Source organism: Sporosarcina ureilytica (genome assembly GCF_001753205.1).
GTDB classification, from domain to species: domain Bacteria; phylum Bacillota; class Bacilli; order Bacillales_A; family Planococcaceae; genus Sporosarcina; species Sporosarcina ureilytica.
Genome location: NZ_CP017560.1, coordinates 263,453 through 290,135, shown reverse-complemented (window position 1 = coordinate 290,135; position 26,683 = coordinate 263,453). Strand labels below are relative to the sequence as shown.

Sequence of the window (26,683 nt, the reverse complement as noted above, 5' to 3'; positions counted from 1 at the left end):
TTTAATTATCTTTTACATAACAGTAATCATGTATACAAAACTGTAAACATGTACACGAAACGTAAACGTTGTCACATCAACATGCAAACGACTTCGTAAACTTGTATACACGAAAGTATACAAATGCGCTATTGATGTTTACATGTATACGTAAAGCGTATACATTGCCCAAGACAGATAAATCAGAGATTTCATTTAATACATAGTTCTTTTATCTTCCTCTTTTCCGTTTGTAAATTAACGAATATGTAAAAGTTCCGGTTCTGCCATTATGACCAAGCAGCACTGGAACGACTATTTTTAATATTTTCTTGGATTCATTATGATCCTGTATCTTGTAATGTTAATAACGACCAAAACGGCAAGTGAACTGATGTTGTATTTTCATATAACGGTAAATTAATCGTGCATGCTTTCCTAACTGGGAGCGTTCGTGTATATACGGATATAATCTGCGAAGAAAATCTTCATCACAAAAACACTTGTCACCATATAATTCGTAACACTTATCATGTGCTTTACAAGCCGCATCAATTTCATTAACAGGTTCACTAGGTCCATTACATCTTGGACCGCACCAGTTATAGCCAGGAAATATACAAAAACGAAATCCATGATGTTCCCTACGATGCATTCAATTCCCTCCTCATTCGTCAGGCTTTACTATAGTTTATTCACCTGACTTACCGTTCTTATATACGTATACCTAAACAAGAATGGAAAGACTTAGTCAAAAATGAGAGGCCGAAATAATATTGAGCAAAATCCCTTTCGGTAAAGTATACATTCAGTGGACTTAGAAAGGATTGATTAAATTAGCTTGATATATAATCAAACAAAAGAAATAGGACTGTTTGGCAGCCCTATCCCCTTCATCTATTATCACTTTCCACCATTTCTACAAAACGAGTTGCTGCCAAAGACAAAGGCACACTCTCCAAATAACAAACACCGATTTCTCTTTTCGGAATGGCTTCTTTTGTTTTCACTTCAGAGACAATCCCTTTATTTATATAATCTTGAGAGAATTCCTTCGTCACGCATGCAATGCCTAAATTGATTTTGGCAAACTCTAATAGTAGGTCATGTGATCCTAATTCAAACTCCGGCTCAATTTGTACACCTTTTGATAGGATAAACTTTTCAACGTATTGACGAGAATTTGACTTCGGTTCAAGAAAAATTAACGGATACTTCATTAGTTCTTCATAGCTTATCGGATTGGTTAAAATATGTCTGTATTTCTCCCCGCAAACAAAAATATCATGGACGTCAATAAATGGCTTCAATGTAAGCGCTGAATCCGCTAAAGGGAAATTACATACTACGATATCTACTTCCCCCGCTTTTAAAAAGGTACATAACTCAGATGTCGTACCATTTTCAATTTTAAATTTTACATTCGGATAACGATTATGAAACCGCTCTAAATATGGAAGCAGAAAATACCTAGAAATCGTATCGCCTACACCAATTTTTAATTCGCCTGCTGTTAAATTTTTAAATTCAATCATTTTTTCTTGTCCGACATTCAATAAATTTAAAGCAGAATTCGCATATTCAAAAAGAACTTTTCCTTCGTCAGTCAGAAACGTCCCTTGAGGCGTTCGATGAAAGAGACGTATGTCCAATTCTCTTTCCAACTGCATGATTGACTGGCTCACGGCCGGCTGTGTCATATACAATGCTTTTGCAGCTTGTGAAAAACTTTTACTTTCTCCTACCTGACAAAAGATTTTATAAAGGTCTAATTTACTAACCATATAAGCACCCCTTATACCCACCATTCGATATATTAATTTTACTTATACCACTGTTACGGTGTATATTACAAGTAGATGAGATATACTTTAAGTAAATTCGGTACATATAAGGAGCGAATGAGAGTGGAACGAGTAGTTGGAACAGTTGCAAGAGGTCTTCGTTGCCCAATCATCAATGAAGGGGATCATATTGAAGAAATTGTTGTAGATAGTGTGCTGAAAGCTTCTGAAGTTGAAGGCTTACAGGTGAATGACAGAGACATTGTCGCGATTACAGAATCTATCGTTGCCCGTGCACAAGGAAACTATGCGACAATCGATCATATTGCGAAAGACATTGAAGCGAAGTTTGGCGATGATACGATAGGTGTTATTTTCCCTATTTTAAGCCGTAACCGCTTTGGAAACTGTCTCCGCGGAATTGCGAAAGGTGCTAAGAAAATTGTTATTATGCTTAGCTATCCATCCGATGAGGTGGGCAATCACTTAGTTGATCTCGATAAGCTCGATGAAAAAGGCATCAACCCATGGGTGGATGTGCTCACTGAAAAAGAGTTCCGTGAACTTTTTGGTGTGAATAAACACGCTTTCACAGGCATTGATTATATTGAATATTACAAGACGTTAGCTGCTGAATTCGATACAGAATCTGAAATTATTTTCTCGAATAAGCCAGAAACGATTTTAGAACATACAACAAGCATTCTTGCATGCGATGTGCATTCAAGAGAAAGAACGAAAAGAATTTTAAGAAAAAATGGCGGCCAAAAAGTCTATAGCCTAGACGATATTTTAACGGAATCCATCGACGGTAGCGGTTATAACGAAGATTATGGTCTGCTTGGCTCTAATACTGCAACAGATGACGGTATGAAGCTATTCCCGCGTGACTGCCAGCCTGTCGTCGATAACATTCAAAAAATGTTGAAAGAAAAAACGGGAAAAACAGTTGAAGTAATGGTTTATGGAGACGGTGCTTTCAAGGATCCTGTCGGGAAAATTTGGGAACTTGCTGACCCGGTTGTTTCACCGGCATATACACCTGGACTTGACGGTACACCTAACGAAATTAAATTAAAATACCTTGCTGATAACAATTTTGCTGAGTTAAGAGGAGATGAGTTGAAACAAGCCATTTCAGAATTCATCGACTCAAGAGAGGATGCTTTAGCTGACTCCCTTGAAGCTCAAGGAACAACACCAAGAAAACTAACTGATTTAATTGGTTCATTAGCTGATTTAACATCCGGAAGCGGCGACAAAGGTACACCAATCGTCTTTATCCAAGGATATTTTGATAACTTTACAAAATAAACTCATCCAGAATATTTTTCAACCCCCTAGAATGCAGATTTTGAGCATTCTAGGGGGTTTTTTTATTTCTAAGGTTGTGCGAGCCAGCTTGGTGTTGTGTGCTTTTACTATAACGTTGTGTACTTTCGGTTATACGTTGCGTACTTTATAGAGCGTTGCATACTTTTGAAATAGTGTTGTGTACTTTCATCGCAGCGTTGTGTACTTCCAGCTATACGTTGCATCCTTCCGAGAGCGTTGCATACTTTTGGAATAATGTTGCGTTCTTTCATCGCAGCGTTGTAGACTGACATATCGATTTGAGACACGTATAAAACAACAGTCGCTAGGCTGCTTCTACAAAATATTCTCTTGGTGAAAGGTAGCCTAGTTTTTCCTGAATACGTTCTTCATTATAATAATTTAAATAGTCAGTGACGCGTTTAGTGACTTCTGCATTACTAAGTGAATTGAATTTAACATACTGAAACTCTTCAGATTTCAAGCTTGAGTGGAACGATTCTATAACTGCGTTATCCCAACAATTCCCTCTCCGTGACATACTGCATACCAGATGATTTGCCGTTACATAATCTTGGAATGCGTATGATGTGTACACGGTACCTTGATCGCAATGAATGATAACTCCTTCAGGGTTGTTGCGGGCTTCTAATGCCCCCTTAAGGGTATCGATGACAAGGGATGTCTGTTGATGATCGTACAATTTGTAGGCTACAATTTCATTATTATATAAATCCATAATAGTGGAGAGATATTTTGTTTTACTACCATATTGAATATAGGTAATATCAGTTACCCACTTCTCATTTGGTGCACTTGCAGTAAAATGACGATTAAGCAGATTAGGTCTGATTACGACTGTTTCACCTTGTGACTTCCATTTTCTTTTAGGCTTAACACGACATTGTACATTATGCTTTTGCATGATTGATTGAACCGTATTACGATTTAATCTAATCCCATATTCTTTCTTTAACAGAGCTTTAATTTTTCTGTGTCCATAGCGATACTTAGTTTTCTTGCACAGTTCAATGATTGCCTCTTCTTTGGTTGAAAGTGATTTCTCACGCTCTTCGCCAAGCCATCTATAATAGTTTGAACGGGGAACTTGTAATGCCGATAAGATAGAGGTAATTGTGTATTTTCCTTTCATTTCCTCTACAGTTCTAATTACCTCTTCTTTTCCAACCCCCTTTTTATCTCTAAATACTTTTTTAGCACTTCATTCTCCATTTTCAATTGAGATAGCTGATGATCTTGTCTCTCTTGTCCATTCTTGAAATCATAACGAAAACCATAGGCATACTGTTGGCCGATTGGTTGATCAAAGCGATAAGTTTCATTGTTTTTATACCACTTCATCCAGCTTGCAATTTGCGCTCTATTTTTGATTCCATGCCTCTCTAAAATCTCTTTATCTGTAAAGTTACCACTTAATTTATCTTTCACAACAGCCCATTTAACTTCACTTGAATATCTGTTTCTTTTCAATATAAAAACCCCCGACGTTATCGCTTTTTACTAGTGTAACACTTTGATGTTGTTTTATATTGTCCCAAGAATTTGGGTTAGCCCATTGTGTACTTCCAGCTATACGTTGCAACCTTCAAAATCCGCCGCTAACCACGTAAGTAACCAGAAAAAAATCGTATCATTTTACATTTTCTTGTTGTATATTACATGTAGGTGATGACATTGAAAATCAAAAAGTACTTTACCAACTCAAACGTGCTTGCCGGGACTACGTTAAAGAACGATAGTGTACCTGAACTGAACAATATGGCACTCCATACTTGTCAGCAAGCTGATGTAGTGCTGGAAAACCGTCAGCAACTAGCAAATTTTTTAGGCGTGCCACTCTCGGATTTTGTAAGTGCAAATCAAACCCATAGCGCAAATTTCTATCGTGTCACAAACGAAGATAAAGGGCGCGGTGCTCACGAATTAGACACGGCCATACCTAACACGGATGCCCTGTACACATATGAACCGAATATTATCCTATGTAGTTTCACAGCAGACTGTGTACCGGTGATGTTTTACCATGAAACGAATGGATTAATTGGCGTCATTCATTCCGGATGGCAAGGAACTATAAAAGAAATCACATTGAAGCTTTTCCAACACTTGAAAACTGAAGAAAAATGTCAATTAGAAAAAGTTCATGTCCAAATCGGGATGGCACTTAGTCAGGAAAAGTTTGAAGTAGATGAAGATGTCTATACGAAATTTAAAGACCTTGGGTATGCAGATGTATTTATGTACTTTAATAAAGAAACGAATAAATATCACATCGATAATCAGCTCGTTGTTAAGAAACAATGTGAATTGGCAGGCATTCCGACCGACCAAATCTTCGTAGACCGTACATGTACATTCGTCAATGAAGAAGGATTTTCATATCGACAAGATAAAAAATGTGGCAGACATTTAAGCTTTATGATGAGGGAAAATGAATAACGAGAACTGGGCTATACATGACCAACTAGTAATCAAGAAACGGGATGAGAAAATGAGAATCGACAAAATAACATCAGAAGATGAGTTAACAACCGCCTTTACCATTCGTAAAGCCGTCTTCGTTGAAGAACAAGGCGTTCCGCTAGCCGATGAATATGATGAATTTGATAAACTAAGTGCACCGTGTGAACATGTCCTCGTTTATCATAATGATACACCTGTAGGTACTGGGCGCGTTCGGTGGGTCGATGATTTCGGTAAGTTAGAGAGAATATCTATCCTAGAAAATTATCGTTCATTGGGACTTGGAAAAGCGATTATTGGCGCGTTAGAAGAAATTGCAAAAGAGAATGGAATCGAACGAGTAAAATTACACGGACAAACCCATGCAGAAGGTTTTTACCATAAACTCGGTTATGAAACTGGATCGCCGGTATTTATGGAAGATGGGATTCCCCATGTGTTAATGAAGAAAGTATTAGCGTAAGGATTCGCTAAAAAAAATGGAAGTCAATCTTGTGTTGACTTCCACTTTTTATGGACATTTACAATTAATTTATGGGCAGTCTTACTGGTATACTTCCTTTAATACATTACGAAATAATTCATCTAACTTTTTCGTTGAGTCTTCAACTTCGACAAACACAGTTTGAATATAAGTTTCAATACGTGATATTTCGCTTTCTAAGCACTCATTCATGATCGAAATGCTGACTTCCTTTTCCGATTCATTTCCTGCCATTTTCCGTTCTGCTAAATGTTCAATTATATTCCTAAATTGTCCTTTAGGAACGGAAGCTTCAACTAAATCATTAAACCGAATTGGCGGTGGTGTTTTGTTCTCCTCAATCCATTTACAAGCTAATATCGAGCGGATTGCGTAAAGGCAGTTTTTGATTTCCGATTTTTGCAGATATAGTCGATAATTGTTTTTGGCCATATTTAAATAGTGGTGTAAACTCGCAGTTGGGTTGAAAGTTTCCGGCTCCAGTACACGTAATTGAGTAGCAAGTGAAGAATTTTGACGATATATGTTATCGCTTCTCAACCATTCGAGTAAAGTCGGATTACTTTTCCTAAAAAGACGCAATGCTTTTGTGATTTCCCAACCGCTTATGTCCAATATATCGTTAATGGGTAATTCAATCACATCTCTCTTTGCACCTACCCCTTGCCGATCAATGGAAAGATACCAATTAGGTTGATGAATGTATATGAATCGAACATCATAATCGCTATCATTTGAATGAATCCCCCATGCTCGACTACCTGATTCGACCGCATACAAGATTTTCACTTGAAACCTGACTTCTATTTCTATTATTTTCTTCCGAATCAATTCATTCATTCCACAACACCTTTCTCTTCTTGAGCGTGCGTGCTAAACATAAATTATTCATTCGTAGTTTCTAGAGATTTATAAAAACTCGCCCCACTTTGTATCGCTTCTTTTGCTTCCGGGACGATACTAGAATGGTGTAAAAATGAATGAATGACCCCTTTAAATTCTTCCAACACTGCTTTTTGTCCATGAGTATTTAAAATATCATACAGTAATTTACTGTCATCTTGAAGTGGATCTAAATCTCCGTAAGCAATATAGCAAGGCGGAAGTCCTTCCGTTAAATCATTTGAAAAGCAATCAAAATAACGTAAATCTTGTTTTTCTTCTCCAATATACATTTTTATGTAGGCATTCAAATCTTCTCTACTTAATCCATCGTAGTCCCCGCCAAGTAGACGCATCGACATCGAGTCTGTAAGCCCATACGTTCCATAATAAAGAAGTAAAGAACGTATGAAAGAGGTATCTTTCTGTCGGTCTCTTATATACAAGGCTGTCGCTAAACATAAATTAGCGCCTGCCGAATCACCGGCGAGGGCAATATCATCTTGATTGATTCCATACTTCTCCGCGTGACTCCGTAACCATTCAACTAAGAAGACACATTCTTCTACTTGGGTAGGGTATTTATATTCCGGCGCTAATCGATAGTCGATTCCAACGACAACTGCTCCAGTCTCCGCCATGAGTAAGCGCATAATCTTACTGTGCGTGTCGAGATTTCCTACAGTAAAACCGCCCCCGTGGATATAAATGATTACACCTTTGCCAATTCTTTTTTCCGGATAATGCATGCGAATTGGAATCACCCCGTGCGGTCCCTCTATGTGTAAATTAACTGTCCGCTTTGGTTCGGGGCCACCCTCGTTCCAATACTTTCTTTCATTCATATAGTTTTCACGCATTTTTTCGTAAGTGACATCTGTCGAAAACGCATCGCCAACAAGTTTATTTTGGATATTTAATGTTTCAACCATTTCAGGCGTCATCATTTCATAAACGTTCAATTTATTCATCTTAATTCTCCATTCTTACAATGATTGGTCATTAGATTCCTTATTTAGCATGTCCTTTTAAGGTTATATGTATATACATGCAGAAGATTTCTCAAGGAAGGAAAGGTATTCTACAATGAGGATAAGGTTTTAAAACGAAATGAGGCATTTGATATGATATGTGGTTCAAAATGTTTCCTAGTGGAAGTAGCGCTAAACGGAGAAAAGCAAATTAAGCGTGTTAGAGCAAGAACTCCTGTTAGCGCAAGAAAAGTCATTAGAAGAAAATACGGCTATGAAGTGGTAATTCTCTCGTCTGTAGAGGAGAAAAAATAATTTCCAAGCAACTAGCGTGCCTATCACCTGAATTTTCATCAAGGCGTGATTAGGCACACTATGTTGGATAATAAGTTACTCATTCTACACACTCAATAAAATGCTTCAAAATCCTAGCGGTTATTCCCCAAATTGTATAATCCTCGAAATCGTAAAACCACTCTTCAATTGCACGAGTCCCCCATTCATAATCGGCACCATTCACGATCTTCTCAAAAGGAAAATCAGATGCGGGTGTTGGTTGTACAGAAACCAAATGCATGTAAGGCTCATAATTCAGCAACCATTTCAAAGGGATTGTAAATACTTCTTCAACCTCTTCTTTATTATAATTAGGAATAATTTCATTGTAATCAATCACTGCCACAAATGGATAAATGACAAATGTAGGAGATGCAATATATGGGCTTAATTCCTCTATAACTGTAACGGTTTCGGGATTAACGCCTAATTCCTCATGCGTTTCTCGTAAAGCCGCCGCTAGCGGTGTAGGGTCTGTCAAATCAATTTTACCGCCCGGAAAACTAATATCTCCTGGCTGTTTGCGCATTGTAAAAGCACGCACTTCAAAAAGAATATGCCATTCGCCGTTTACTTGAACTAACGGAATTAAAACGGCCGAACGAAAAGCCGTCTCCTCCCCTATAAATTGAGATTGCTTTTCATTCAACCTGTCCTTCAGTTTATCTAAGAACACAGACTTCTCCTCACTTCAGTATTAGTAATTTTATCGTATCACTTGTAAACTATTCTATAAAGAATAAGAGAATCCTAATTGCTCATTCTTCAAAAGTATGAAAATACTATTTAAATTATTATGATTTTTCAAAATAGATGGCTTACAATAAAGGTAGATCATAAACTGGGGGGTGCGTTCTTTGACAAATAGTGAAAATCGTAGAAAAGAAGTACTTGTGGATTTTGAAGAAAAAATGTCCTTGGAAAATGCCGCCACGTATTTTGAAACAATTGCGAAGAAGCTAAAAGAAGAAGGTTCTTTCACACTTACGCATAACGGACAAACGATTGAAATTAAACCATCCTCAACCGTTGAATTGGAAATAAAAGTAGAAATTCATTGTACGGTTTAAACCTAAACCACCTCCTGCCCCCAGACTTGAAGCAAAGCATAACTTCTGTATAAGTAATTTATATTAAAGATGGTTGCTCTTCTATTATAGGTGGAGAAAGCATTAATACGAAATATGCTACAATATTAAAAAAGGTAAACTTTGGAGGCACATCATTGCAATAAGATATAACGAAATTAAGTTCTTGATATTTACCATTAAGGACATATTATGAAACAGTGCTTTAAGAAAGGAGTTGTATATAATGAATGAAAATAAATGTATTGAAATAAAACGTTCTTCAAAAGCAGAAAACATTCTCTCTCAGATCAATAGTAAAACTAAGCTAGGCGACTTACGAAAAATCGCGAAGGACATTAAGAAAGATCACGAACTAGCTATGGAACTTTGGTCAACCGAAGAGTTTTTGCCCAGACTATTAGCAATCTTAATTATGGACAAAAAACTTCTTTCACAAGATGTGCTAAATAAGCTTGATAAGGATATGCAGACTCACCCTTTTGATGAGCGAAATAACTTAATGGATTGGTTAATGGCTAATCAGCTCACCAAAGACAAGAAGAAAATTACATTGATGGAGTCATGGGAAAATAGCCCTTCTGCTCTTCAAAGGCGAGCTTTCTGGTATTATCAAGGGCGATTGAGATGGACTGGACAAACACCGCCTGATAACACCGCAGACTTGCTATCTGCAATAGAAGCTAATATTACGCAGGAAGAACCGGAAGTTCAATGGGCTATGAATTTCACCGCAGGCTGGATAGGCGTTTATGATGAAAAGAATCGCGCACGTTGTATTAAACTTGGTGAGAAAACGGGTCTTTACAAAGATGAAATAGTATCAAAAGGATGTACTCCCAGCTATTTGCCGGAGTTCATTACGATTGAAGTTAACAAACGAAATAAAGTTCAATAAAGATAGTAAAATATTTCGCCAAAAAACGCTCAGATTCTGAGCGTTTTTACTTGTTTTTTTATAGCTAATTCACTTTTGAAATATATGTTGATTAACCTGTTATTTACGTTGTTAAGTGCACTATTCTCCCCATCAACCGAACCCGTTACTTTTTTTGATGTGTTTTTCTTTTTTATGACGGGCTTTCCTATCAATTGCATCAACCGATATCACTTGTATTGCAATGAGCACACATTATAAAAGCTGTTTCGTCATAATCCAGTCAATTTGTTCTTCATCCCCCATATGAAATGAGTGTGCACCTGTCTGAACTGAACCCTTATTTACGGACAGTTTAATAAAAAGGACTTTTTACAGTCTAGGCTGCAATTAGGTGACTTCGGTATTGTGCCGGAGTCATCTTTTTTAACGTCCATTGTTTGCGCGTCGTATTATAATGCTCCAAGTATTCGTCTATCATTTCCCTTAATTCACGTAAATTACATGCTTCCTCATAATCTACTTCATCTTTAAAATGCCCAAAGAAAGACTCCATTGGTGCGTTATCTAAACAGTTTCCTCGACGTGACATCGACTGAAGTAAGCCTATTTTCTTAACGCGTCCTTGATACTCTGGATGTGTATAATGGACACCTTGATCTGAATGGATCATTGCTTCTGGGTGAATATTTCCGTCTAATGTCTCTTCTAATTTATCTAATGTGCGATAAACCAATCCCATTTTCAAGCTAGTCGAAAGTTCATAAGCGACGATTTCCCTGGTTGCTACATCTTTGATACAAGATAAATAAGCTGTTTGACCATTACGGTACTGTAAATAAGTAATATCAGTTAAATATACTTTTCCGGGCTCATCTTGATTGAATGCTCGATTCAAATGGTTAGGAACCGTACGATGTGCCTGTGTTGCTTTCGCAATATATTTATATGGGTTTGCTCGACGCACTTTCGCAAAGAAATTATACTTTCTCATTAAGCGGAGAATCTTTTTGTGATTCATCGGTGTCACCACTAGTTCTTCCAATGCCATGTAAAGTCCTCGATACCCAATTTTCCCTTTGAATGCATCATAAATGCATCTTAGTAATAAATAATCTTGATAATCTTGCTCTTCACGAATCGCATGTTTCTCCGAATTTTGAAGCCAGGCATAGTATCCACTTCTACTTACACCTGTTAAAGCACAAAGGTAACGCGTCATATTCTTTAGTTGATATTTCCGAATGACCTCGTTAATCAATGCGTATTTTTCGCGGGGTGCTAAAATTACTTCTTCACCTGCCTTTCGAGTTCCTCTAGCTTTTTTAGTAATTCTAATTCAGCTTCTAAATACTTTATACGGGCTTCAGCTTTTTCTAATTTCTTCTCAGATGATATATCTTTTGTGGAAGGGCGACCTGTGCCGCCTTTCCCCCGACGCTCTTCTAAAAAACCTTGTTCCCCCAATGTTTTATAAGTGTTTTTCCAACGACTTATTGCCGATTGGGCTTTTTTAGCTCCAATCACATCCAAGTTAAATCCATTCTCCATGAAAATCTGAGTCGGTCCCTTACCGTTCATATTTTTTTTGACGGCACGTATTTTAAATTCCGCATTATATTGAATGGCACGATCTGATACAGAGGCGACATTTGGATTTGATTCTAGTTGCTTTCTTTGAATTTCGTTGAAAATTATTTTACTCATTCGAAAATCTCCCGTTCTAAGTATTTTTTTTAGTATAACGGGTTTTTAAAACAGAAAAAACCCCGAATAGGTCACTTTTTTTAAAGTGTCCACTATTCGGGGTTCAGTTCAGTCTGGACAAACCCTACCTTTTCATAAAAAGCAATTGCATGTTCATTTTTTTCCCATACACCTAACCAAACTGACTGCTTATTTTGTTCCAAAGCGATTTCTATTGCCTGATTGAATAACTGTTTTCCAAGTCCAAGTCCTTGAAATTGCTTCTTTATATAAATTCTTTCAATTTCAAGTGACGCATTCCCCATGTCTTCAGACTGTGCATCATTCGTATTCACTTTTAAATATCCAGCAATATCGCTATTTACATAAATAAAAAAGAATTGTGAATGAGGAGTAGATAATTCATTTTCCAACTGGTTTAGATTAAATGCTTTTTCCAAATAAGCATTCATATTTTCAGGCGAATTCTGCTCTCTAAAAGTCTCGTCAAATGTTTCATAACTAATCTCCTGTAATTTATACAAATCGCTTTGGCTACACTGTTTAATACTTATGACCATTTCACCTTGTCCCCTTTGAATAAAATATATTGTCACTCCCCCTATTAATTGTATCAAAAAAGCGGGTATTGAAAATATAAACCTTTTCAATACCCACTTAAAACGTAATGACCTTATTTATTTCTTTGCCCCTAGTTTTGTAGTTCTCAAGACAATTTAAGTGATGCCGCCTTGAACACTGAATACCTATTAATTTATTACACTTTCCGTTGCACTTAAACTTACTGCTTGTTTTTTATTTTCCATTGCTTTAAAAACAAATGTTAAAAGCAAACCAACTAAAGAAATGACCAATGCAATATAGAAAGCATTCGTGAACATGCCATCATTTTGTGCTGCAACACTATTAGCAATTCTAGGTCCGAAAAATGCGGCGCCTGAATAACCGATAAAGGTAATCCCGTAATTGACACCATAATACTTCATCCCAAATTTCTCACTTACGATAGATGGAAATATGCCCATTGTCCCGCCAAAACATAATCCAATTCCAATTATCGCCACTACGAATCCAGTAACTGAAGTCGCTGTAGCAATCGTCAACATCATCGCAGCAATGACCACGTAGATAATCATTAAGCATTTGGTGCGTCCAATTTTATCGGATACTGCTCCCCAAAAAACACGGCCAAGACAATTGCTAAGCGAATACAAGCTGACATACAATGCTGCTGTTGCCGCTGATAACCCAAACATCGTCTGTCCAATGACAGATGCGTTAGAAGTGATCATCATTCCGGATAAGGCACCAATACAGAACATACTAATAATCACATAAAAGATTGGTTTTTTAACCATTTCATTCCAAGGAATATTAATACTACTACCTTTATTGCCTCCTGGTGGCGTCCATCCCTGTGGTGTATAACCAACTGGGCATGCTTTTACTAATAAACTAAAGCTTAGAATGATCACTAAGAATGTAACACCAAGAGTCATTAATGTCGGTTGAACGCCCTTACTTGAAATTAATGCGTTAGCAATTGGTGCAATCAAAATCGCGCCACCGCCATATCCGGCTGTTACGATACCTGTTGCCAATCCTTTTTTATCTGGAAATAGTTTTACGGAATTTCCAATCGTTGCAGAGTAAACCATTCCTTGGCCCAAGCCGCCTATGATACCGTAAGTAATATAGAGCATCCACGTAGCTGTCACTAAACCAGATAAAACAAAACCAACCCCAAATAAGGAACCACCTAGCATGATGGCAATCTTTGCGTAGCCTTTATCGACTAATTTACCTCCGAGAATCATTGGGATCGGAAAAAGTGCTGCGTTAATTGTAAAAGCTATCATAATTTCACTTATAGAAGCATCAAGTACTTCTGTTAATGGGAGTGCAAAAATACTGAACGCATATACTGCACCAACACAGAGATTGATAATTGTTGAGGCAATTAAAACTCTCCAGCGATTCAATTGAATATTCATGTGAAACTTCCTTTCCTCTTGTAGCAGTCAGTAAAATAGTCATACATATAAACATACAAACTCACTTGCTACAACTGTATCGCCGTCTTCTATTAACCCTGCCGCCTATGCAGCTGTAATTTCTTTTGGCATTTGATTTCCTAACTTTTTAAAAAAGTATTTCAAAAATAAGTTCCTTGTGAACGATTTCACTATTTACTATAAGACGAATAGTAAATAGTGTCAATAATTTTTTAGGCGCTGAACATGTGGAAGTAAACATTGCAATAATCATCAACCTCAAAAAAGCCAGCTATAAGCTGGCTATGAATAATCTTTCTTTATTTGATTTTCAAGAATAGATAAAAGTCGGCCTGATATTGGGCGTCATAATAATCAACTGAATTAGCTAAAACACTTACTTTCACTTCGTCATTTTCGATGTTAAATGTAGCTTGCTCCACCGTTAACGACGGTCCTTTATTTCCGGAATTTCCCTCGTTATCCGCTAATATATGCTCTACAAGTTCCTTTGTATTGAATTGAATGACTTCCCTATCACCTTCATCAACAATCGTGACAGTAGAAAATTTTGCGCCTTGCTGCAGCTTAAGTTGAAAATTTCTTTCTCCTATTTCTAGTGGAATCAACTGGCTTCCGCTGTACGTGGAAAGATGAATCATAAGATCCATATCATCAATATTCACGACTGGATTCTGATCCCAATCTAAGTGGGCGTATTGATAAACGCCTCCATGTGATTGCTGCTCATACATTTGCTCAAAACCAAACGTCTTTTGAAAATTATCGAAAAGTACTACGTTGGCCGGAAGCCACGCTACTTTATCTATATCATTAATGCTATTTAAATAATTAACCGTCCGTGTGATTATTCTCTTATCCTCATTAGAAACCGTTGCATTCGGAACAATTGAATTTCCCTCAAGCATGTTATTTTCTAAAAGAACTTTTTCAAGCAGATTCGTTTGATTTACACGGCTTACTGTAAAGGCATCAATAGGCGGTGTAATAGAGACGATGGATAAAATGATTAGTACGGCGGCAATGATGCCGTTCTTTTTAATCGAAAGAAAGCTAAATACTAGCCCTGTAATAACTGCAAATAGACCAAATAAGATGACATAATAACGTCCATGCGTAATTCCTACTTCTTGTATTTTTAATACTGAGGACACCACTTGAAAAAGCACAATCGGCACTAAGACCTTCGGAAAAATCCTTCTAAACATGACCGCAAATTTATTTTCAAGCATACTCGCAAGTATATACACAAAAATGACTGTAATTGCATAGGAAACCAGTAGCGGTTCTAACAGGTTTTGGGTCCAAAATTCACCACTAATATTGCTAAGCACATAAAATAACAGGATGATTGTGTAAACCGCTGTCAACGGTATGATAATATACGAAATTAAAATACTTAAGTTCTTTGGGTAACTGGTCGCCTTCTTTATTGCTTCTTCTTGGGATGTTCTTTCATCCGCTGTCTGATTTACGTCCTTTTTACCTGGAAAAGGCGGCGTGAAGGATAGAAAGAAGATTGGAGAAAACAATGTAAAAACTAAATTTAAAGCATGAGGCACGACATTATAGCTTACGTTGACAAGTAGGTGATCAATTGTAAAAATAATGGCGCTTATACCACCAGCAATGACTACCGAAAAGAGAACAGTTATAAAAAATGCTTTAAATGCTGACAAAAAACTTTCATTAAAAGTAACTTTACTTTTAATCGTCGGCACCCATATAAATGCCATGAATAAGGCAAATATCGTTACAGCTGTTTTAATACCGTTCTCCATACTAAATATTGAAGCCGAGTGCATGACCAAGTAATAACAGCCTGCTAATAGGACAGCCCCAAGCATAAATAGCATACGCTCGCTCTTTTTTGTAAAAAAGCGTTCATATAATTGCTGGCCTACCGCACTTAAAAGCGCACCAACAATAAACGTAAACGTAAAAGTTGAATAATCTCCTGTTGAACTATTAATCCAAAACATATTCACTACTGCTGTCGCGAAAAGAAAAATAGTTGTCACCGGATACCTATCAACAGCTTTAAGAAGTCCTTCTAACTTATGACGCAAACGCTGAATCCCCTTCATTACCATCACCCTGCTTTCCTTTACATTCCCCTATATATATATCTATTTTACTTTAGACTTTATTGACAATCAATTTTCAATCGCTGTGAAATATAAAATATAAAAACAGCGATTCATCCCTAATTTAAATAGAGAATGCATTGCTGTTTCATTATACAACGGCGTCACCAATAATGTACCCGTTTGTGCTATTTTTACTTATCTTTCGTTCGACTCAATTTGATTCACGCTCACCCATAATAGAAACTTATTGAAATTAAGGCGTCATTATAGGAAAGTTATGATTTAAAGGTTCTTGCAGCAATAAAAATAAATGCCATTTCATTATATCTCCTTCTACAATCACCTCTGATGGATTTGGTTGTTTATTCGTTGTCGCTAGTTCATATAACACCTCTTTTGACATTGTAACAGTAACATCCGCATCTTCTTCCTGTTTATCGTTCAAGTATCTAAATATCCCTCGTTTTACCTCAGTCGAGGCAGTTTCGTTTCTGTCTGATATAATAAAATTCATTTTATAATATAAGTCTCCAGCTTTTACGCCATTTATTCGAATGCTAAGTAAATAAATGATATCCCCCAGAGGCATATTATTTAATACATCATTGGAAATAAACGCCCCCTCAACAGGAATAACACCGTAACGCAATTCTTGCGCACCCATTAAATACTCATTTCTCCAAGGGCCCGATTCAGCAATATATCCTAATTGCTCTAAAGCATCTGCACAGAGAAGTTTCGCCTCACTATTCTTTGGTTCCGCATAAATCACGTGCTTTGTCACTTCTGCAACCCATTGATACTCACCCGCCGCAAAAGATTGCCTAGCTTTCTTTAAAATTTGACTTGCCCCTCCCATATATTCAACATACTTTTTTGCTGATTCTTCTGGGAGCAACTTATTGAGATTCACCGGATTTCCGTCGTACCAGCCTAAATACTTTTGATAAACTGCTTTTGCATTATGAATGATTGTTCCATAAAATTGACTGTTGTACCATTCATCTGTCAAACTTTGCGGTAACTTAATTGTCCTTCCGACTTCTTCAATCGTATAACCGCTATTCATTAATCTTAAAGTTTGGTCATTTAAGTACTGATAGATGTCTCTTTGTTTCTCAAGATAGTCGAGACAAAGCGCGTTTCCAAATCTCGGCCAATTGTGTACGCCAAATACAGATGTCAAAGTTCCGCCCCATAAATCGATTGCATTTTGGATTGCTTTTGCCCAAGCAATCGGGTCTCTAATTTTAGCACCCCGCGGGGTTAATAAATTATGAATCGTTGCAGTACAAAGCTCAGCAATACATAAGGATTGTTCACTTGGTATATAAATTAACATCTCTGAAGGTGCTTCCGTGTCCATCGCTAATTGAAATTCGAAAGTTACACCATCAATAACTTTTTCTACATATTGTTCCGTTATTTCTTCAATGTTATTTGTAAAGGTCACAGTGCCAATCGATTGGCCTTTCCCAATGCCGTTATCAATCTGCCCTTTCTCATCCCGTGGCAATTCGACGCCGTACATATAAATACCGCGACGAGACATCGCAACACCGACATTTACATTCTCTTCTAATGCGGCATTGATAAAGTTTTTTGGCGCATAAATTTTAACATTTTCATGCGAGAAATGATTTAGAACACCTAAAATCCCTCCGTAATGATCTTCATGGGAATGTGTAATAATTACCGCACTCACTGGAATCTCTCCAAAATAATCCGTTACAAATTGGATGGCAGCCTCAGCGGTTTCTTTCGCACCAAGACAGTCTACGATAATCCATCCTGATTTCCCTCTAATAAAAGTCATATTAGCAAGGTCAAAGCCTCTAACCTGATAAATATTTTCCGTAACTTTATAAAGCCCCGCATTTAAATTGAGGTTGCCTTGAACCCAAAGCTTTGGATTTACCGTGTATGGGATATATTGTTTATTTAAAAATGCGTACTGTCTTAAATCCCAAACAGGAATTAAAGCATCGGCCTTTTTAGTGACAGGCACTACCTTAACGAGCATACCTGCTAATGCCAAATTATTTTCATTTTCTATATGCTTACTACTCATTTTTTTATAAGTTTCTAGATTCATTAAACTTGTACGCCACGTTGCATTTTTTCTTAAGTCACCCTTATAAGAATTCATAAGAGACACCTCCAACTACAACTTATGCCCCCTTATAAATAAACATGCTTTGGCTGATTCACCATAATAACCTAAGTGAAATTTAAAAGTAATTGTCCAAACGTACTATTCCACTCGACATAAACTGTAGAAAGGAGTGTGATCATCGTATGTCAATGTTTAATCATGACCGACTTAATAAATCCGTTAACATACCTAACCCTTTGTATCAATCTTTACAAGGACAATATTTTGTGGGACAAACAGAAACGATTCGTTTAGGAAATGGCAAACATGCTTGGGGAGGATTAATTAACCCTTCTCATTCAAATGTAGATTTATTTGTAAATGCGTTTACCATTACAAATCATTCTGATCAACCTATCGTAGCTGAAATTTGGTTTAATCCTTCCCCTCTAGGAAAAAGAATGTTTTCAGACAAAGTGACACCTGCAAACACAGCCCTTTGTCCACTTCCAGAACCAAAAGTAAAGGTTGCATTTGCAGAACTTGTTAACAGTTTTCCGGTAAAAGGAGTCAATTCATTTAAAAGAATTGTTCCGCCACAAAGTACTTTAGCGAGTGATGAAGATGGAAAATTTATTTTCCCGTCATGCGGGGCATTTGTAGTTTTTTTAACTTCATCTAGTAATGAGGTTATTAAATCAGAAGTTGCGTTCGGTTGGTTTGAAAAAAATACATGGTAATCGTATTTCCTACAATCATCAGCTATGTATCGCCAATCAAAAACCTGAGCCTAATTACTGGGCTCAGGTTTTATCATTATGGATGATCTCTTACATGCGACGGTTTTTCTTTTTTGATTCAGCGTCCTGCTTTTTCTCAAAATCCGGCTCCTCACCGAATTCTGTACCTAAATTAGGATTACCCATACGTCGTCGTTCGGAAACCGTATCAGTTTCTTCATCATGTTTAAATAACAGCCGCAGACATACTAGGCCACTTAACCCGACAAGACCATAGACCACCCTTGACAAAAATGCGTCTTGTCCGCCAAATAATGATGCCACTAAATCAAACTGGAAAAAGCCAATCAACCCCCAGTTAAGCGCACCTATGATAACTAGCGCTAGCGCAAACCGTAAAAGTCCACTCATAACATTCACTCCTCCTTCGATTAGTCAGTAATCGAATCAATATTTTACAATTGTATTGGTTCTTACATATCTTTTACCAAAACTGCTTTTTAATACATTTTTTTTGATCAAGTAAAATACTCCAATTTCGCATTCGGGAAATATTTTTCCATATATCCATATAGATGAGACTTTATTTCATCCTCTTCGTCCTTTTGGTAAATATATTTCCCAATTCCGTACTTCCCCCATTTATAACGTCTTTTTTCTTCATCTAACTCCAACTTTGTCTTCGGGTAATTCTTTTCAATCACTCTTTTCGCAGGCTTTGTAAACCGATGTTGAATGAATTCAAATGTAATATCCTCTCGTGCGTCTTGGGGTAACTCTTCGTCAAGACGCTCGAACAAGTGTCGGTAACCTTCTTCCCAGCCTTCATGAAGATAAATGGGGGCAACGATAAAGCCTAGTGGATAGCCCGCTCTTGCAACTTTCCCTGCAGCCTCAATTCTTTTATCTAAAGGAGAAGTGCCGGGTTCAAAGTTCTTAATGACGTAATCAGCGTTTACGCTAAACCTAAAACGTGTATTACCATTGTGCTTGGCATCCAGTAAATGGTCGACAAAATGGAATTTCGTCACAAATCGTAACCTACCCAGTTCTGTTTGTCCGATATGTTCAATCGTTCTTTTTAATGAATGCGTCAAATGGTCAATTCCGACAATATCAGATGTACAAGCAGCTTCGAAACGGGTAATCTCAGGTGCACGTTCTTCGATGTATTGATCTGCTGCATTTAAAATTTCTTCCACGTTTACATAAGTTCTTACATATGGTTTACTGCCCATCGTTGTTTGCAAATAACAATAATGGCAATGCCCCATACACCCTGTTGCAAGCGGGATTGCATATTCGGCTGAAGGCTTGGACGTATCGAATTTTAACGTTTTGCGTATACCTACGACTAAGGTGGTCTTGGCAATTCGATACTTCTGAGCGTCTGTATCACCCGGTAAATTGCGAACTTGATTATGCGAAGTCGTAAATCGCGTTTCAATCCCCAGTTTATCGAACTTTTCCTTCAGTTCCTGACCAAGCGGATATTCAAGTGCATTTGGCTCAAAATAAACAAGACGCGGCATGAAGGGTTTATTCATATCGTGAACTACCTAACCTATAATTATTATCCATTCAATCACCTTTCTCTTTTTATATAGCTTGTCTCAGACGCGAGAAATTATGAGAACAGACTAAATTTAGGGTCCTCTTGGATGAGGATTTATTAATTTGGAGAACGGCAAGCCTCCATTTGCTTGATTCTGAACGGATTTACCACGCCAAGTCTCGTGCCTCACATTGCCTAAAGGACCGAAAAAAAGTATACTATATCAGGAACACGGTCCAGTTTATGTCATATGACATGAACGATTTGATCGCGCAAAAGAATCGCAGACATGTATATATGTATTTTTAAAAATGGTTTAAAAGAGCTGACCGTTGAAATTAAAGAAATCGGAATATTAAATTCTTAAAATCTAACCTACCAAATTAATGATACAATTAAAAATGAGTTAAATAATTACGGAGAATCTATAAAACAAGAGGTCACATTATCTATCGGCTATTCCATTTATCTACAAGATGGACAAAACAATTCAGATTTATTATCAATTGCCGATAAAATAATGTATAAAGTAAAATCTATTATGAAGGAAGTTAGTTTATCATGAGACAGTTACACCATCCTATAGCGGAGATTCTTTCAGACAAGCGATTTATGCTTAGTGGGGTTGAAAAATGAAGAATATATCTTTATTACAAGAAGAAAAAAAAGCTACAGTTTTATTTCTATGGTTATTTTATATTGTGTTTTTTTTATATGATATTTTTTATTTTAAAGTGTTTCCTTTATTGCCATGGATAGCGGATGTGTTACCAGATGCAGTTTGGTATTATTTAAGTTTTATTAAACATTTAGTTATCATTTGCCTTATTCCGGTTGCTATCTATTACTTTAAAAAGGGAAAACCTGAAAAGGTAAAATATATTGTTGTCATTACTTTTTTAGTTACAAACCTAGTAACGGATATTTATTATTACTTTGGTAGTACGGATTCCTATGCTAGTGGTAACCTAGTAGAGTTGGTTATTATACTTTTTGCGCCTATTTTTATTAATAAACGATTTTTTTATCTCGTTACATGGGGATTAATCCTAAAATACATATTGGTAGGAATATTCGTACCAGATCCTATCATATTATTTCCTGTTATTCTCAACATCGTATTAGCTATAATTGCCTATATCCTTCTTCACCGCATATTAATCTATGTTAAGGCACTAAAAGACTCTTATAATAAACAGTTAGAAGGAATTGTTAAAGGCGTTATTGCAACATTAGAATTAAAAGACCCTTATACGCGTGGGCATAGTGAGCGAGTGGCGGAATATGCGATGAGTCTTGCAAAAGCAACGGGCAAAGTAAAAGAGTCCGAATTAAATAGCTTTTATTATGCATGTTTATTACATGACATAGGTAAAGTGAATATTCCTGATGCCATTTTGACAAAGTCTGGTAAACTGGTAGATGAAGAATATGAAATTGTTAAAACCCACCCAGTTGTAGGCGCTAAAGCTATTGAAGATGTAGAAGGCATTGCTGATAATATTGCTGTCGTTTATCATCATCATGAAAGATGGGACGGAAAAGGATATCCAGATGGACTTGCGGGAGAGGAAATCCCTCTTGTTGCTAGAATTACAGCGATTGCAGATGCCTTCGATGCGATGACTTCCACAAGGTCTTATCGACCAGCGCTTCCTTTTGAAGAAGCTTACAAACGAATCATTGATGGTAGCGGATCCCAATTCGATCCTACATTGGTAGAAGTTTTTACACAAGTGTACCCAGATTGGATGACAATCTCTAAACAATATTGTAAAGATCATTAAATAAAGGAGGGAAACAAATATGAAAATCCGTAAACTTAAGAAAGTTAAAGTAACATGCTGGTGGTGTTTCATGTTTCCAAAAGGCTAAGTAACACTACAAAATAGGATGCTAATAAATTAGCATCCTATTTTCATTTTTAAAGAGCGGTGGTGCTAGATTTGGATTTAACGTTACAATCAAAATTCACGTTGTACCCTTTATCCATTCGAAAAGATCAGAAGAATTATATCGTAGAAGAACCAGTTTCCGGTGATTTTTTTGAAATGCCAAAGGTTTGTATTGATGCGATACATAGCATCAATGAAGGTCAAACATTAGGTGACATCGAAATAGAGTTGCGGGAAAAATATCCGGATGAAACAGTAGACATGATTGAATTTGGAAAACAGCTCATCGAATTAGGTCTTGTTCAAGAGGTAGACGGAGAAATAGTGACTCAAAAAAAAGAAACGCAAGCTTTAGATGGATTTACATGGATTCCCTCTTCTGTTGGACGTTTCTTTTTCAATGGGATGACAAATAAGATTTATCTCGTTTTATTTTTGATTAATATTTCACTTATCGTACGGAATCCTGGATTATTCCCTCATTATCAAGATATCTTTTTATTTGATTCGATGATGCTCAATATCATCACCTACATGCTTATTTCCCTCGTATTCATCATCATTCATGAATTCGGACATATTTTGGCTATCCGATCCTATGATTTACCTGCTAAATTAGGTATTGGGAACAGACTGATATTTGTCGTTTTTGAAACTGACTTAACTGCAGCTTGGAAGTTGGCACCAAGACAAAGAAATATCCTATATTTTGCCGGCATGTCTTTTGAACAAATTTTTGTCTTAATCGCATTATCGATACAACTTCTCTATCCAGAAGCGAATTCTATATTAATCGGTATCTTAGGAATCGTCGTTTTGGATATTTTTATAAAAACCTTGTACCAATGCTGTTTTTATATGAAAACAGACGTCTACTACTTCGTGGAAAATATTACAGGTTGTTATAACTTAATGGAAAGTGGAAAGCAGTTTTTAAGCAGATGGTTGCCATTTTTGAGAAGTAATTCTAGTGATACTGAAGTATTTGATGGAGAGCAAAGGATTGTTCGTTTGTATAGCGTATTTTATATCGTTGGAATTCTGTTAACGCTTTGTCTAATTGTCTTTTACTTTCTACCACAGGCTTATTATGCTTATTCACAAGTCTTTTCTAACTTATTCTGGTCTACAACTCCAACTGCTTTTTGGGATGCCATAGCTTTTCTTGGACAAACCGTCCTTTTACTAATTTTACTCTTGTACGCTAAAATAAAGGCACGGATGGTGAAATAAGACGACCCGTAGCCACCAAGCTAACAAAAAGTAAAGAGAATGCTCTTTAACTTTTTGTTAGCTTTTTCATTTCGAACTTCCACTGGATACCTCTATTTATGATACGGTTCATTCTTCATTATCTTAAATGCCCGATACACTTGCTCCATCAATATTAATTTCATCAACTGATGCGGAAATGTCATTTTTGAGAACGACAAGAGTTCATTCGCCCGTTTATAAACGGATTCATGTAAACCAAGTGAACCGCCGATAACAAAACATATTTTACTTTTTCCGTACGTCATCAAAGATTCTATGTCTGCAGCAAGTTGTTCTGATGTTTTCATCTTCCCTTCAATCGCAAGTGCGATGACATGTGCATCCGCCCCGATTTTCGCCAAAATACGCTGGGCTTCTTTTTCTTTCACGATTTCCATATCAGCTTGACTTAATGATTCCGGTGCTTTTTCATCTGCGACTTCAACTACATTCATTTTTGCATATGGTTTCAAGCGTTTTTCAAATTCAGCAAGTCCCATTTTTAAATACTTATCTTTAATTTTCCCAACCGTTACAATTGTAATGTTCACAACTTATCCACCCTTTTTTCGTCATTATAAACAAAATTTATACACATATCCACAATACTTATCTACATGTTGTGCCCGATTATCCGTTCGCCACAAGATACAAAGCCTGCATTTTACACTGTGAACAAGTTGTGGATAGCTTTTCTCCTTTTTCTAAATATTTCATCGTAGGAAACCTTTCCTCTTTTTGGATAAACTCCTCTAGCACTTGATCTATATGGGTTTCACAGCTATATAATTTCACTTTTTTATCCTCCTTTATAGATTTTACGCTACACAGAGTTATTCACATTTTCTAATAATTGTCCACAATCCACAATAAACAAACAATAAAATAGGCAGAATAGCTACAGCTTTTGCTATTCCGCCCATCTGTTGATAAGTTTTTCTTTGTCGATTTTTAGAACGTCGTGCCGTCTTCTAAAGTCATATTGATTTCTACTAATTTTCCTTCACGATAAACTTTCATTGTCATCGTATCGCCAACTTCTTTTTCATTATATAAATGCTTTCTTAACGTTATCATATCTGTAATTCTTTCTCCATCCATTTCAATGACAACATCATAACGTTTAACTCCTGCAACATCCGCTGGTGAGTTTGGCACAATTTCATTGACAACTACGCCTTCTTTTACGTCATTTGGTAAGTTTAAAACGACCTGTTGTTGTGCGGGAATGCTGGATAAATCAATAAGCGTTACGCCCATTGTTGGACGGACAACTTCTCCATATCTTTCAAGTTTATCAATAATCGGTGCAGCTAAGTTAATTGGAATCGCAAGTCCAATTCCTTCAACTGTTTCTTGGGAGATTTTCATTGAATTTATTCCAATTAATTCGCCCGCAAGATTAATCAACGCACCTCCCGAGTTGCCTGGATTAATAGCCGCATCTGTTTGAAGAACATCTGCGTGCCAATCTACTCGCCCGTCATGGTTAAAATCAATTGGAATTGAACGGTCTTTTCCAGATACAACACCTACTGTAACGGAACCTGAAAAACCAAGTCCAAGTGGGTTTCCAATTGCGATGACCGTTTCACCACGTTTCAATAAATCCGAATTGCCAAATGCAGCGACATTTTCAACTGAATCATCATCAATTTCAATCACAGCTAAATCTGTCCACATATCACTTCCGACGAGGCGCCCTTCAGCTTTTGTTCCGTCATCGAACGTAATTTCAAGTATTTCCGCATTCTCTACGACGTGATGATTGGATACAATATAAGCTTTCCCATTTTCTTTTTTGTAAATGACGCCTGAACCTGTCCCCGTTTCCCTCGTCATCTCGTCAGATGACCATATATCCTTTACAGTTTGTAAGTTCGTCACGCCAACGACTGTATTCGCAACTTGGTCAACGATGTCTGTTATATCTGTATGAATATCAAAGTTGACCTGTTCTTGTTGTGATGGCTGCTTATCGTTATTTAAGACAGAATTATTTTGCGGTAGTTTATCTGTAGGTGTTAAAATCCAGACCAATAATGCACCAATTATGACTCCGATGATCCCCGCTAAAAAAGCACCGGTCTGATTTGGTTTTCGCTTTCGAGGTATTGGTTTTAATTCATCCATTTGCTTCATCCTTTCTCCCCTCTATTTTACCCTGTTCTATGTTAAATTAACGTAATAAAAAACCTTACTTACGAATTAGCTATGTCACAGCTTTGCGAAGTAAGGTTTTTTATCCGTCACACACGTTCTTATGGCACCTGTTGCCTATCAATTATCCAATTCATGTGTGCTTATCGACGTTATGCGACTTATCTATGACCTTTAAACCGTAACAAGTTCTGTCGGTTCCTCCGCATCTGTATCATATAAATGGACATATTCTCCTGCAATAATGCCACACGTCTCTAACGTTTGCGTTACACTCATTCTTGCAAGATCTTTCATATTATTATCTTTACTTAAATGAGATAAATAAATTCTCGTCTCTTTTTCAAAAACAACCTCACTCATTGCGACAGCTGCATCTTCATTAGATACGTGGCCAACATCACTTAAAATTCTACGTTTGATTGACCAAGGGTAACGCCCCATTTGTAACATGCCCACATCATGATTACTTTCGAAAACAAAAGCATCGGCACCACGAATGACCCCTTTCATCCGATCACTTACATAGCCAGTATCTGTAATAATCGCGAGTTTTCGATCATTTTGGTGGAATGTATAAAACATCGGATCTGCAGCGTCATGTGAAACAGCAAACGATTCAATATCTAAACCGCCAAATGATTTCACTGTTTCCATATCGAACTGGAAACGTTGATCAAGTGGAATGTTACCGATTAAACCGTCCATCGCTTTCCACGTCTTTTCATTGGCGTATATTGGGACATTATATCTTCTTGCTACAACACCTAGTCCTTTAATATGGTCGCTATGTTCATGTGTAACCAAAATCCCGTCTAAGTTGTCCATTGAACGATCGATTTTTGAAAAAAGACCTTCTAATTTCTTACCACTTAAACCAGCGTCAACAAGAAACTGATGTTCATCGTTCTCTATAAAAATAGCATTTCCGCTACTGCCACTTGCGAGTACACTAAAGCGCATACCTCAAACT

General features: G+C 36.9%; 28 protein-coding genes and 1 pseudogene. 10 read left to right on the top strand and 19 right to left on the bottom strand.

What is annotated here, in order from left to right; genetic code table 11:
- Positions 1 to 343: 343 nt before the first annotated feature.
- On the bottom strand, positions 344 to 634 hold the full coding sequence (locus BI350_RS01430; RefSeq protein WP_082294931.1) for a phospholipase: 291 nt from the start codon (positions 632 to 634) through the stop codon (positions 344 to 346).
- Positions 635 to 872: 238 nt separating this feature from the next.
- Positions 873 to 1,763 carry a LysR family transcriptional regulator gene (locus BI350_RS01425; RefSeq protein ID WP_075526500.1) on the bottom strand — a complete coding sequence of 297 codons (891 nt, stop codon included), beginning with the start codon at positions 1,761 to 1,763 and terminating at the stop codon, positions 873 to 875.
- A 123-nt stretch (positions 1,764 to 1,886) separates the two neighbouring features.
- Here BI350_RS01425 and BI350_RS01420 point away from each other — a divergent pair, with 123 nt between their 5' ends.
- Positions 1,887 to 3,077: a coenzyme F420-0:L-glutamate ligase gene (locus tag BI350_RS01420; protein WP_075526499.1), complete on the top strand. Its 1,191-nt coding sequence runs from the start codon at positions 1,887 to 1,889 to the stop codon at positions 3,075 to 3,077.
- 325 nt (positions 3,078 to 3,402) lie between these two features.
- Here the strand turns inward: BI350_RS01420 and BI350_RS01415 are convergent, their stop codons facing one another.
- On the bottom strand, positions 3,403 to 4,230 hold the full coding sequence (locus BI350_RS01415) for an IS3 family transposase (protein WP_075526276.1): 828 nt from the start codon (positions 4,228 to 4,230) through the stop codon (positions 3,403 to 3,405).
- A 17-nt stretch (positions 4,231 to 4,247) separates the two neighbouring features.
- On the bottom strand, positions 4,248 to 4,568 hold the full coding sequence (locus tag BI350_RS17390) for a transposase (RefSeq protein WP_075526275.1): 321 nt from the start codon (positions 4,566 to 4,568) through the stop codon (positions 4,248 to 4,250).
- A gap of 204 nt (positions 4,569 to 4,772) precedes the next feature.
- Here BI350_RS17390 and pgeF point away from each other — a divergent pair, with 204 nt between their 5' ends.
- Entirely contained in the window at positions 4,773 to 5,537 is a 765-nt protein-coding gene (pgeF, locus tag BI350_RS01405; RefSeq protein WP_075526498.1) for a peptidoglycan editing factor PgeF, read from the top strand.
- Between the two features lie 52 nt (positions 5,538 to 5,589).
- On the top strand, positions 5,590 to 6,024 hold the full coding sequence (locus BI350_RS01400) for a GNAT family N-acetyltransferase (RefSeq protein ID WP_075529184.1): 435 nt from the start codon (positions 5,590 to 5,592) through the stop codon (positions 6,022 to 6,024).
- Between the two features lie 81 nt (positions 6,025 to 6,105).
- Here the strand turns inward: BI350_RS01400 and BI350_RS01395 are convergent, their stop codons facing one another.
- Together BI350_RS01395 and aes are read right to left on the bottom strand one after the other, a co-directional pair.
- Positions 6,106 to 6,885 carry a nucleotidyltransferase domain-containing protein gene (locus BI350_RS01395; RefSeq protein ID WP_075526497.1) on the bottom strand — a complete coding sequence of 260 codons (780 nt, stop codon included), beginning with the start codon at positions 6,883 to 6,885 and terminating at the stop codon, positions 6,106 to 6,108.
- A 44-nt stretch (positions 6,886 to 6,929) separates the two neighbouring features.
- The gene (aes, locus tag BI350_RS01390; protein WP_075526496.1) at positions 6,930 to 7,898 is read right to left on the bottom strand and encodes an acetyl esterase; all 969 of its coding nucleotides are present in this window, start codon (positions 7,896 to 7,898) and stop codon (positions 6,930 to 6,932) included.
- A gap of 153 nt (positions 7,899 to 8,051) precedes the next feature.
- Between aes and BI350_RS17010 the strand changes: the two genes are divergently transcribed.
- Entirely contained in the window at positions 8,052 to 8,213 is a 162-nt protein-coding gene (locus BI350_RS17010; RefSeq protein WP_168157238.1) for a hypothetical protein, read from the top strand.
- Positions 8,214 to 8,292: 79 nt separating this feature from the next.
- On the opposite strand, the gene BI350_RS01385 is transcribed toward BI350_RS17010, so the two are convergent.
- Positions 8,293 to 8,910 carry an NUDIX hydrolase gene (locus BI350_RS01385; protein ID WP_075526495.1) on the bottom strand — a complete coding sequence of 206 codons (618 nt, stop codon included), beginning with the start codon at positions 8,908 to 8,910 and terminating at the stop codon, positions 8,293 to 8,295.
- Positions 8,911 to 9,091: 181 nt separating this feature from the next.
- Between BI350_RS01385 and BI350_RS01380 the strand changes: the two genes are divergently transcribed.
- Positions 9,092 to 9,304 carry an amphi-Trp domain-containing protein gene (locus tag BI350_RS01380; RefSeq protein WP_075526494.1) on the top strand — a complete coding sequence of 71 codons (213 nt, stop codon included), beginning with the start codon at positions 9,092 to 9,094 and terminating at the stop codon, positions 9,302 to 9,304.
- 244 nt (positions 9,305 to 9,548) lie between these two features.
- Positions 9,549 to 10,220, top strand: a complete 672-nt coding sequence (locus BI350_RS01375; RefSeq protein ID WP_075526493.1) for a DNA alkylation repair protein — start codon at positions 9,549 to 9,551, stop codon at positions 10,218 to 10,220.
- Positions 10,221 to 10,454: 234 nt separating this feature from the next.
- Here the strand turns inward: BI350_RS01375 and BI350_RS16800 are convergent.
- From BI350_RS16800 to BI350_RS01345, 6 genes and pseudogenes are all read right to left on the bottom strand, one after another.
- Positions 10,455 to 10,538: pseudogene (locus tag BI350_RS16800) on the bottom strand (GNAT family N-acetyltransferase); the annotation flags it as partial.
- Between the two features lie 40 nt (positions 10,539 to 10,578).
- Positions 10,579 to 11,906, bottom strand: a protein-coding gene (locus tag BI350_RS16565) for an IS3 family transposase (protein WP_155767450.1) whose coding sequence is annotated in 2 segments (ribosomal slippage) — positions 10,579 to 11,528 and positions 11,528 to 11,906 — 1,329 coding nt in all. Because the reading frame shifts where the segments join, the coding sequence is not laid out codon by codon here.
- A 92-nt stretch (positions 11,907 to 11,998) separates the two neighbouring features.
- Positions 11,999 to 12,466 carry a spermidine/spermine N(1)-acetyltransferase gene (gene paiA / locus BI350_RS01360; protein WP_075526490.1) on the bottom strand — a complete coding sequence of 156 codons (468 nt, stop codon included), beginning with the start codon at positions 12,464 to 12,466 and terminating at the stop codon, positions 11,999 to 12,001.
- Positions 12,467 to 12,655: 189 nt separating this feature from the next.
- Positions 12,656 to 13,900, bottom strand: coding sequence for an L-lactate MFS transporter (locus BI350_RS01355; protein WP_075526489.1), 1,245 nt, complete (start codon positions 13,898 to 13,900; stop codon positions 12,656 to 12,658).
- A gap of 320 nt (positions 13,901 to 14,220) precedes the next feature.
- Complete coding sequence (locus BI350_RS01350) at positions 14,221 to 15,990, bottom strand: DUF4153 domain-containing protein (protein ID WP_245698285.1); 1,770 nt, start codon at positions 15,988 to 15,990, stop codon at positions 14,221 to 14,223.
- 274 nt (positions 15,991 to 16,264) lie between these two features.
- On the bottom strand, positions 16,265 to 18,160 hold the full coding sequence (locus tag BI350_RS01345) for an alkyl/aryl-sulfatase (protein WP_075526488.1): 1,896 nt from the start codon (positions 18,158 to 18,160) through the stop codon (positions 16,265 to 16,267).
- A gap of 149 nt (positions 18,161 to 18,309) precedes the next feature.
- Between BI350_RS01345 and BI350_RS01340 the strand changes: the two genes are divergently transcribed.
- Positions 18,310 to 18,846: a DUF6143 family protein gene (locus BI350_RS01340; protein ID WP_245698284.1), complete on the top strand. Its 537-nt coding sequence runs from the start codon at positions 18,310 to 18,312 to the stop codon at positions 18,844 to 18,846.
- Positions 18,847 to 18,936: 90 nt separating this feature from the next.
- Here the strand turns inward: BI350_RS01340 and BI350_RS01335 are convergent, their stop codons facing one another.
- Complete coding sequence (locus tag BI350_RS01335; protein WP_075526487.1) at positions 18,937 to 19,257, bottom strand: DUF378 domain-containing protein; 321 nt, start codon at positions 19,255 to 19,257, stop codon at positions 18,937 to 18,939.
- A 107-nt stretch (positions 19,258 to 19,364) separates the two neighbouring features.
- Positions 19,365 to 20,393 (bottom strand): spore photoproduct lyase, encoded by a 1,029-nt coding sequence (splB, locus tag BI350_RS01330; protein ID WP_075526486.1) that lies wholly within the window; start codon positions 20,391 to 20,393, stop codon positions 19,365 to 19,367.
- A gap of 390 nt (positions 20,394 to 20,783) precedes the next feature.
- Here splB and BI350_RS17385 point away from each other — a divergent pair, with 390 nt between their 5' ends.
- The 3 genes from BI350_RS17385 to BI350_RS01320 all read left to right on the top strand — a co-directional run bounded on the left by BI350_RS17385 (position 20,784) and on the right by BI350_RS01320 (position 23,529).
- Entirely contained in the window at positions 20,784 to 20,966 is a 183-nt protein-coding gene (locus BI350_RS17385) for a diguanylate cyclase domain-containing protein (RefSeq protein ID WP_082295146.1), read from the top strand.
- Positions 20,967 to 21,033: 67 nt separating this feature from the next.
- Positions 21,034 to 22,188 (top strand): HD-GYP domain-containing protein, encoded by a 1,155-nt coding sequence (locus BI350_RS01325; RefSeq protein WP_075526485.1) that lies wholly within the window; start codon positions 21,034 to 21,036, stop codon positions 22,186 to 22,188.
- 159 nt (positions 22,189 to 22,347) lie between these two features.
- Positions 22,348 to 23,529 carry a peptidase gene (locus BI350_RS01320; protein ID WP_075526484.1) on the top strand — a complete coding sequence of 394 codons (1,182 nt, stop codon included), beginning with the start codon at positions 22,348 to 22,350 and terminating at the stop codon, positions 23,527 to 23,529.
- A gap of 92 nt (positions 23,530 to 23,621) precedes the next feature.
- On the opposite strand, the gene rlmH is transcribed toward BI350_RS01320, so the two are convergent.
- The 4 genes from rlmH to BI350_RS01300 form a co-directional block, all read right to left on the bottom strand.
- Complete coding sequence (gene rlmH / locus BI350_RS01315; protein WP_075526483.1) at positions 23,622 to 24,101, bottom strand: 23S rRNA (pseudouridine(1915)-N(3))-methyltransferase RlmH; 480 nt, start codon at positions 24,099 to 24,101, stop codon at positions 23,622 to 23,624.
- 79 nt (positions 24,102 to 24,180) lie between these two features.
- Positions 24,181 to 24,345 (bottom strand): CxxH/CxxC protein, encoded by a 165-nt coding sequence (locus BI350_RS01310; RefSeq protein WP_075526482.1) that lies wholly within the window; start codon positions 24,343 to 24,345, stop codon positions 24,181 to 24,183.
- 156 nt (positions 24,346 to 24,501) lie between these two features.
- The gene (locus BI350_RS01305) at positions 24,502 to 25,683 is read right to left on the bottom strand and encodes a S1C family serine protease (RefSeq protein ID WP_281181726.1); all 1,182 of its coding nucleotides are present in this window, start codon (positions 25,681 to 25,683) and stop codon (positions 24,502 to 24,504) included.
- Positions 25,684 to 25,884: 201 nt separating this feature from the next.
- A complete protein-coding gene (locus BI350_RS01300) occupies positions 25,885 to 26,673 on the bottom strand; it encodes an MBL fold metallo-hydrolase (RefSeq protein ID WP_075526480.1) in 789 nt (262 codons plus the stop codon).
- Positions 26,674 to 26,683: the final 10 nt, after the last annotated feature.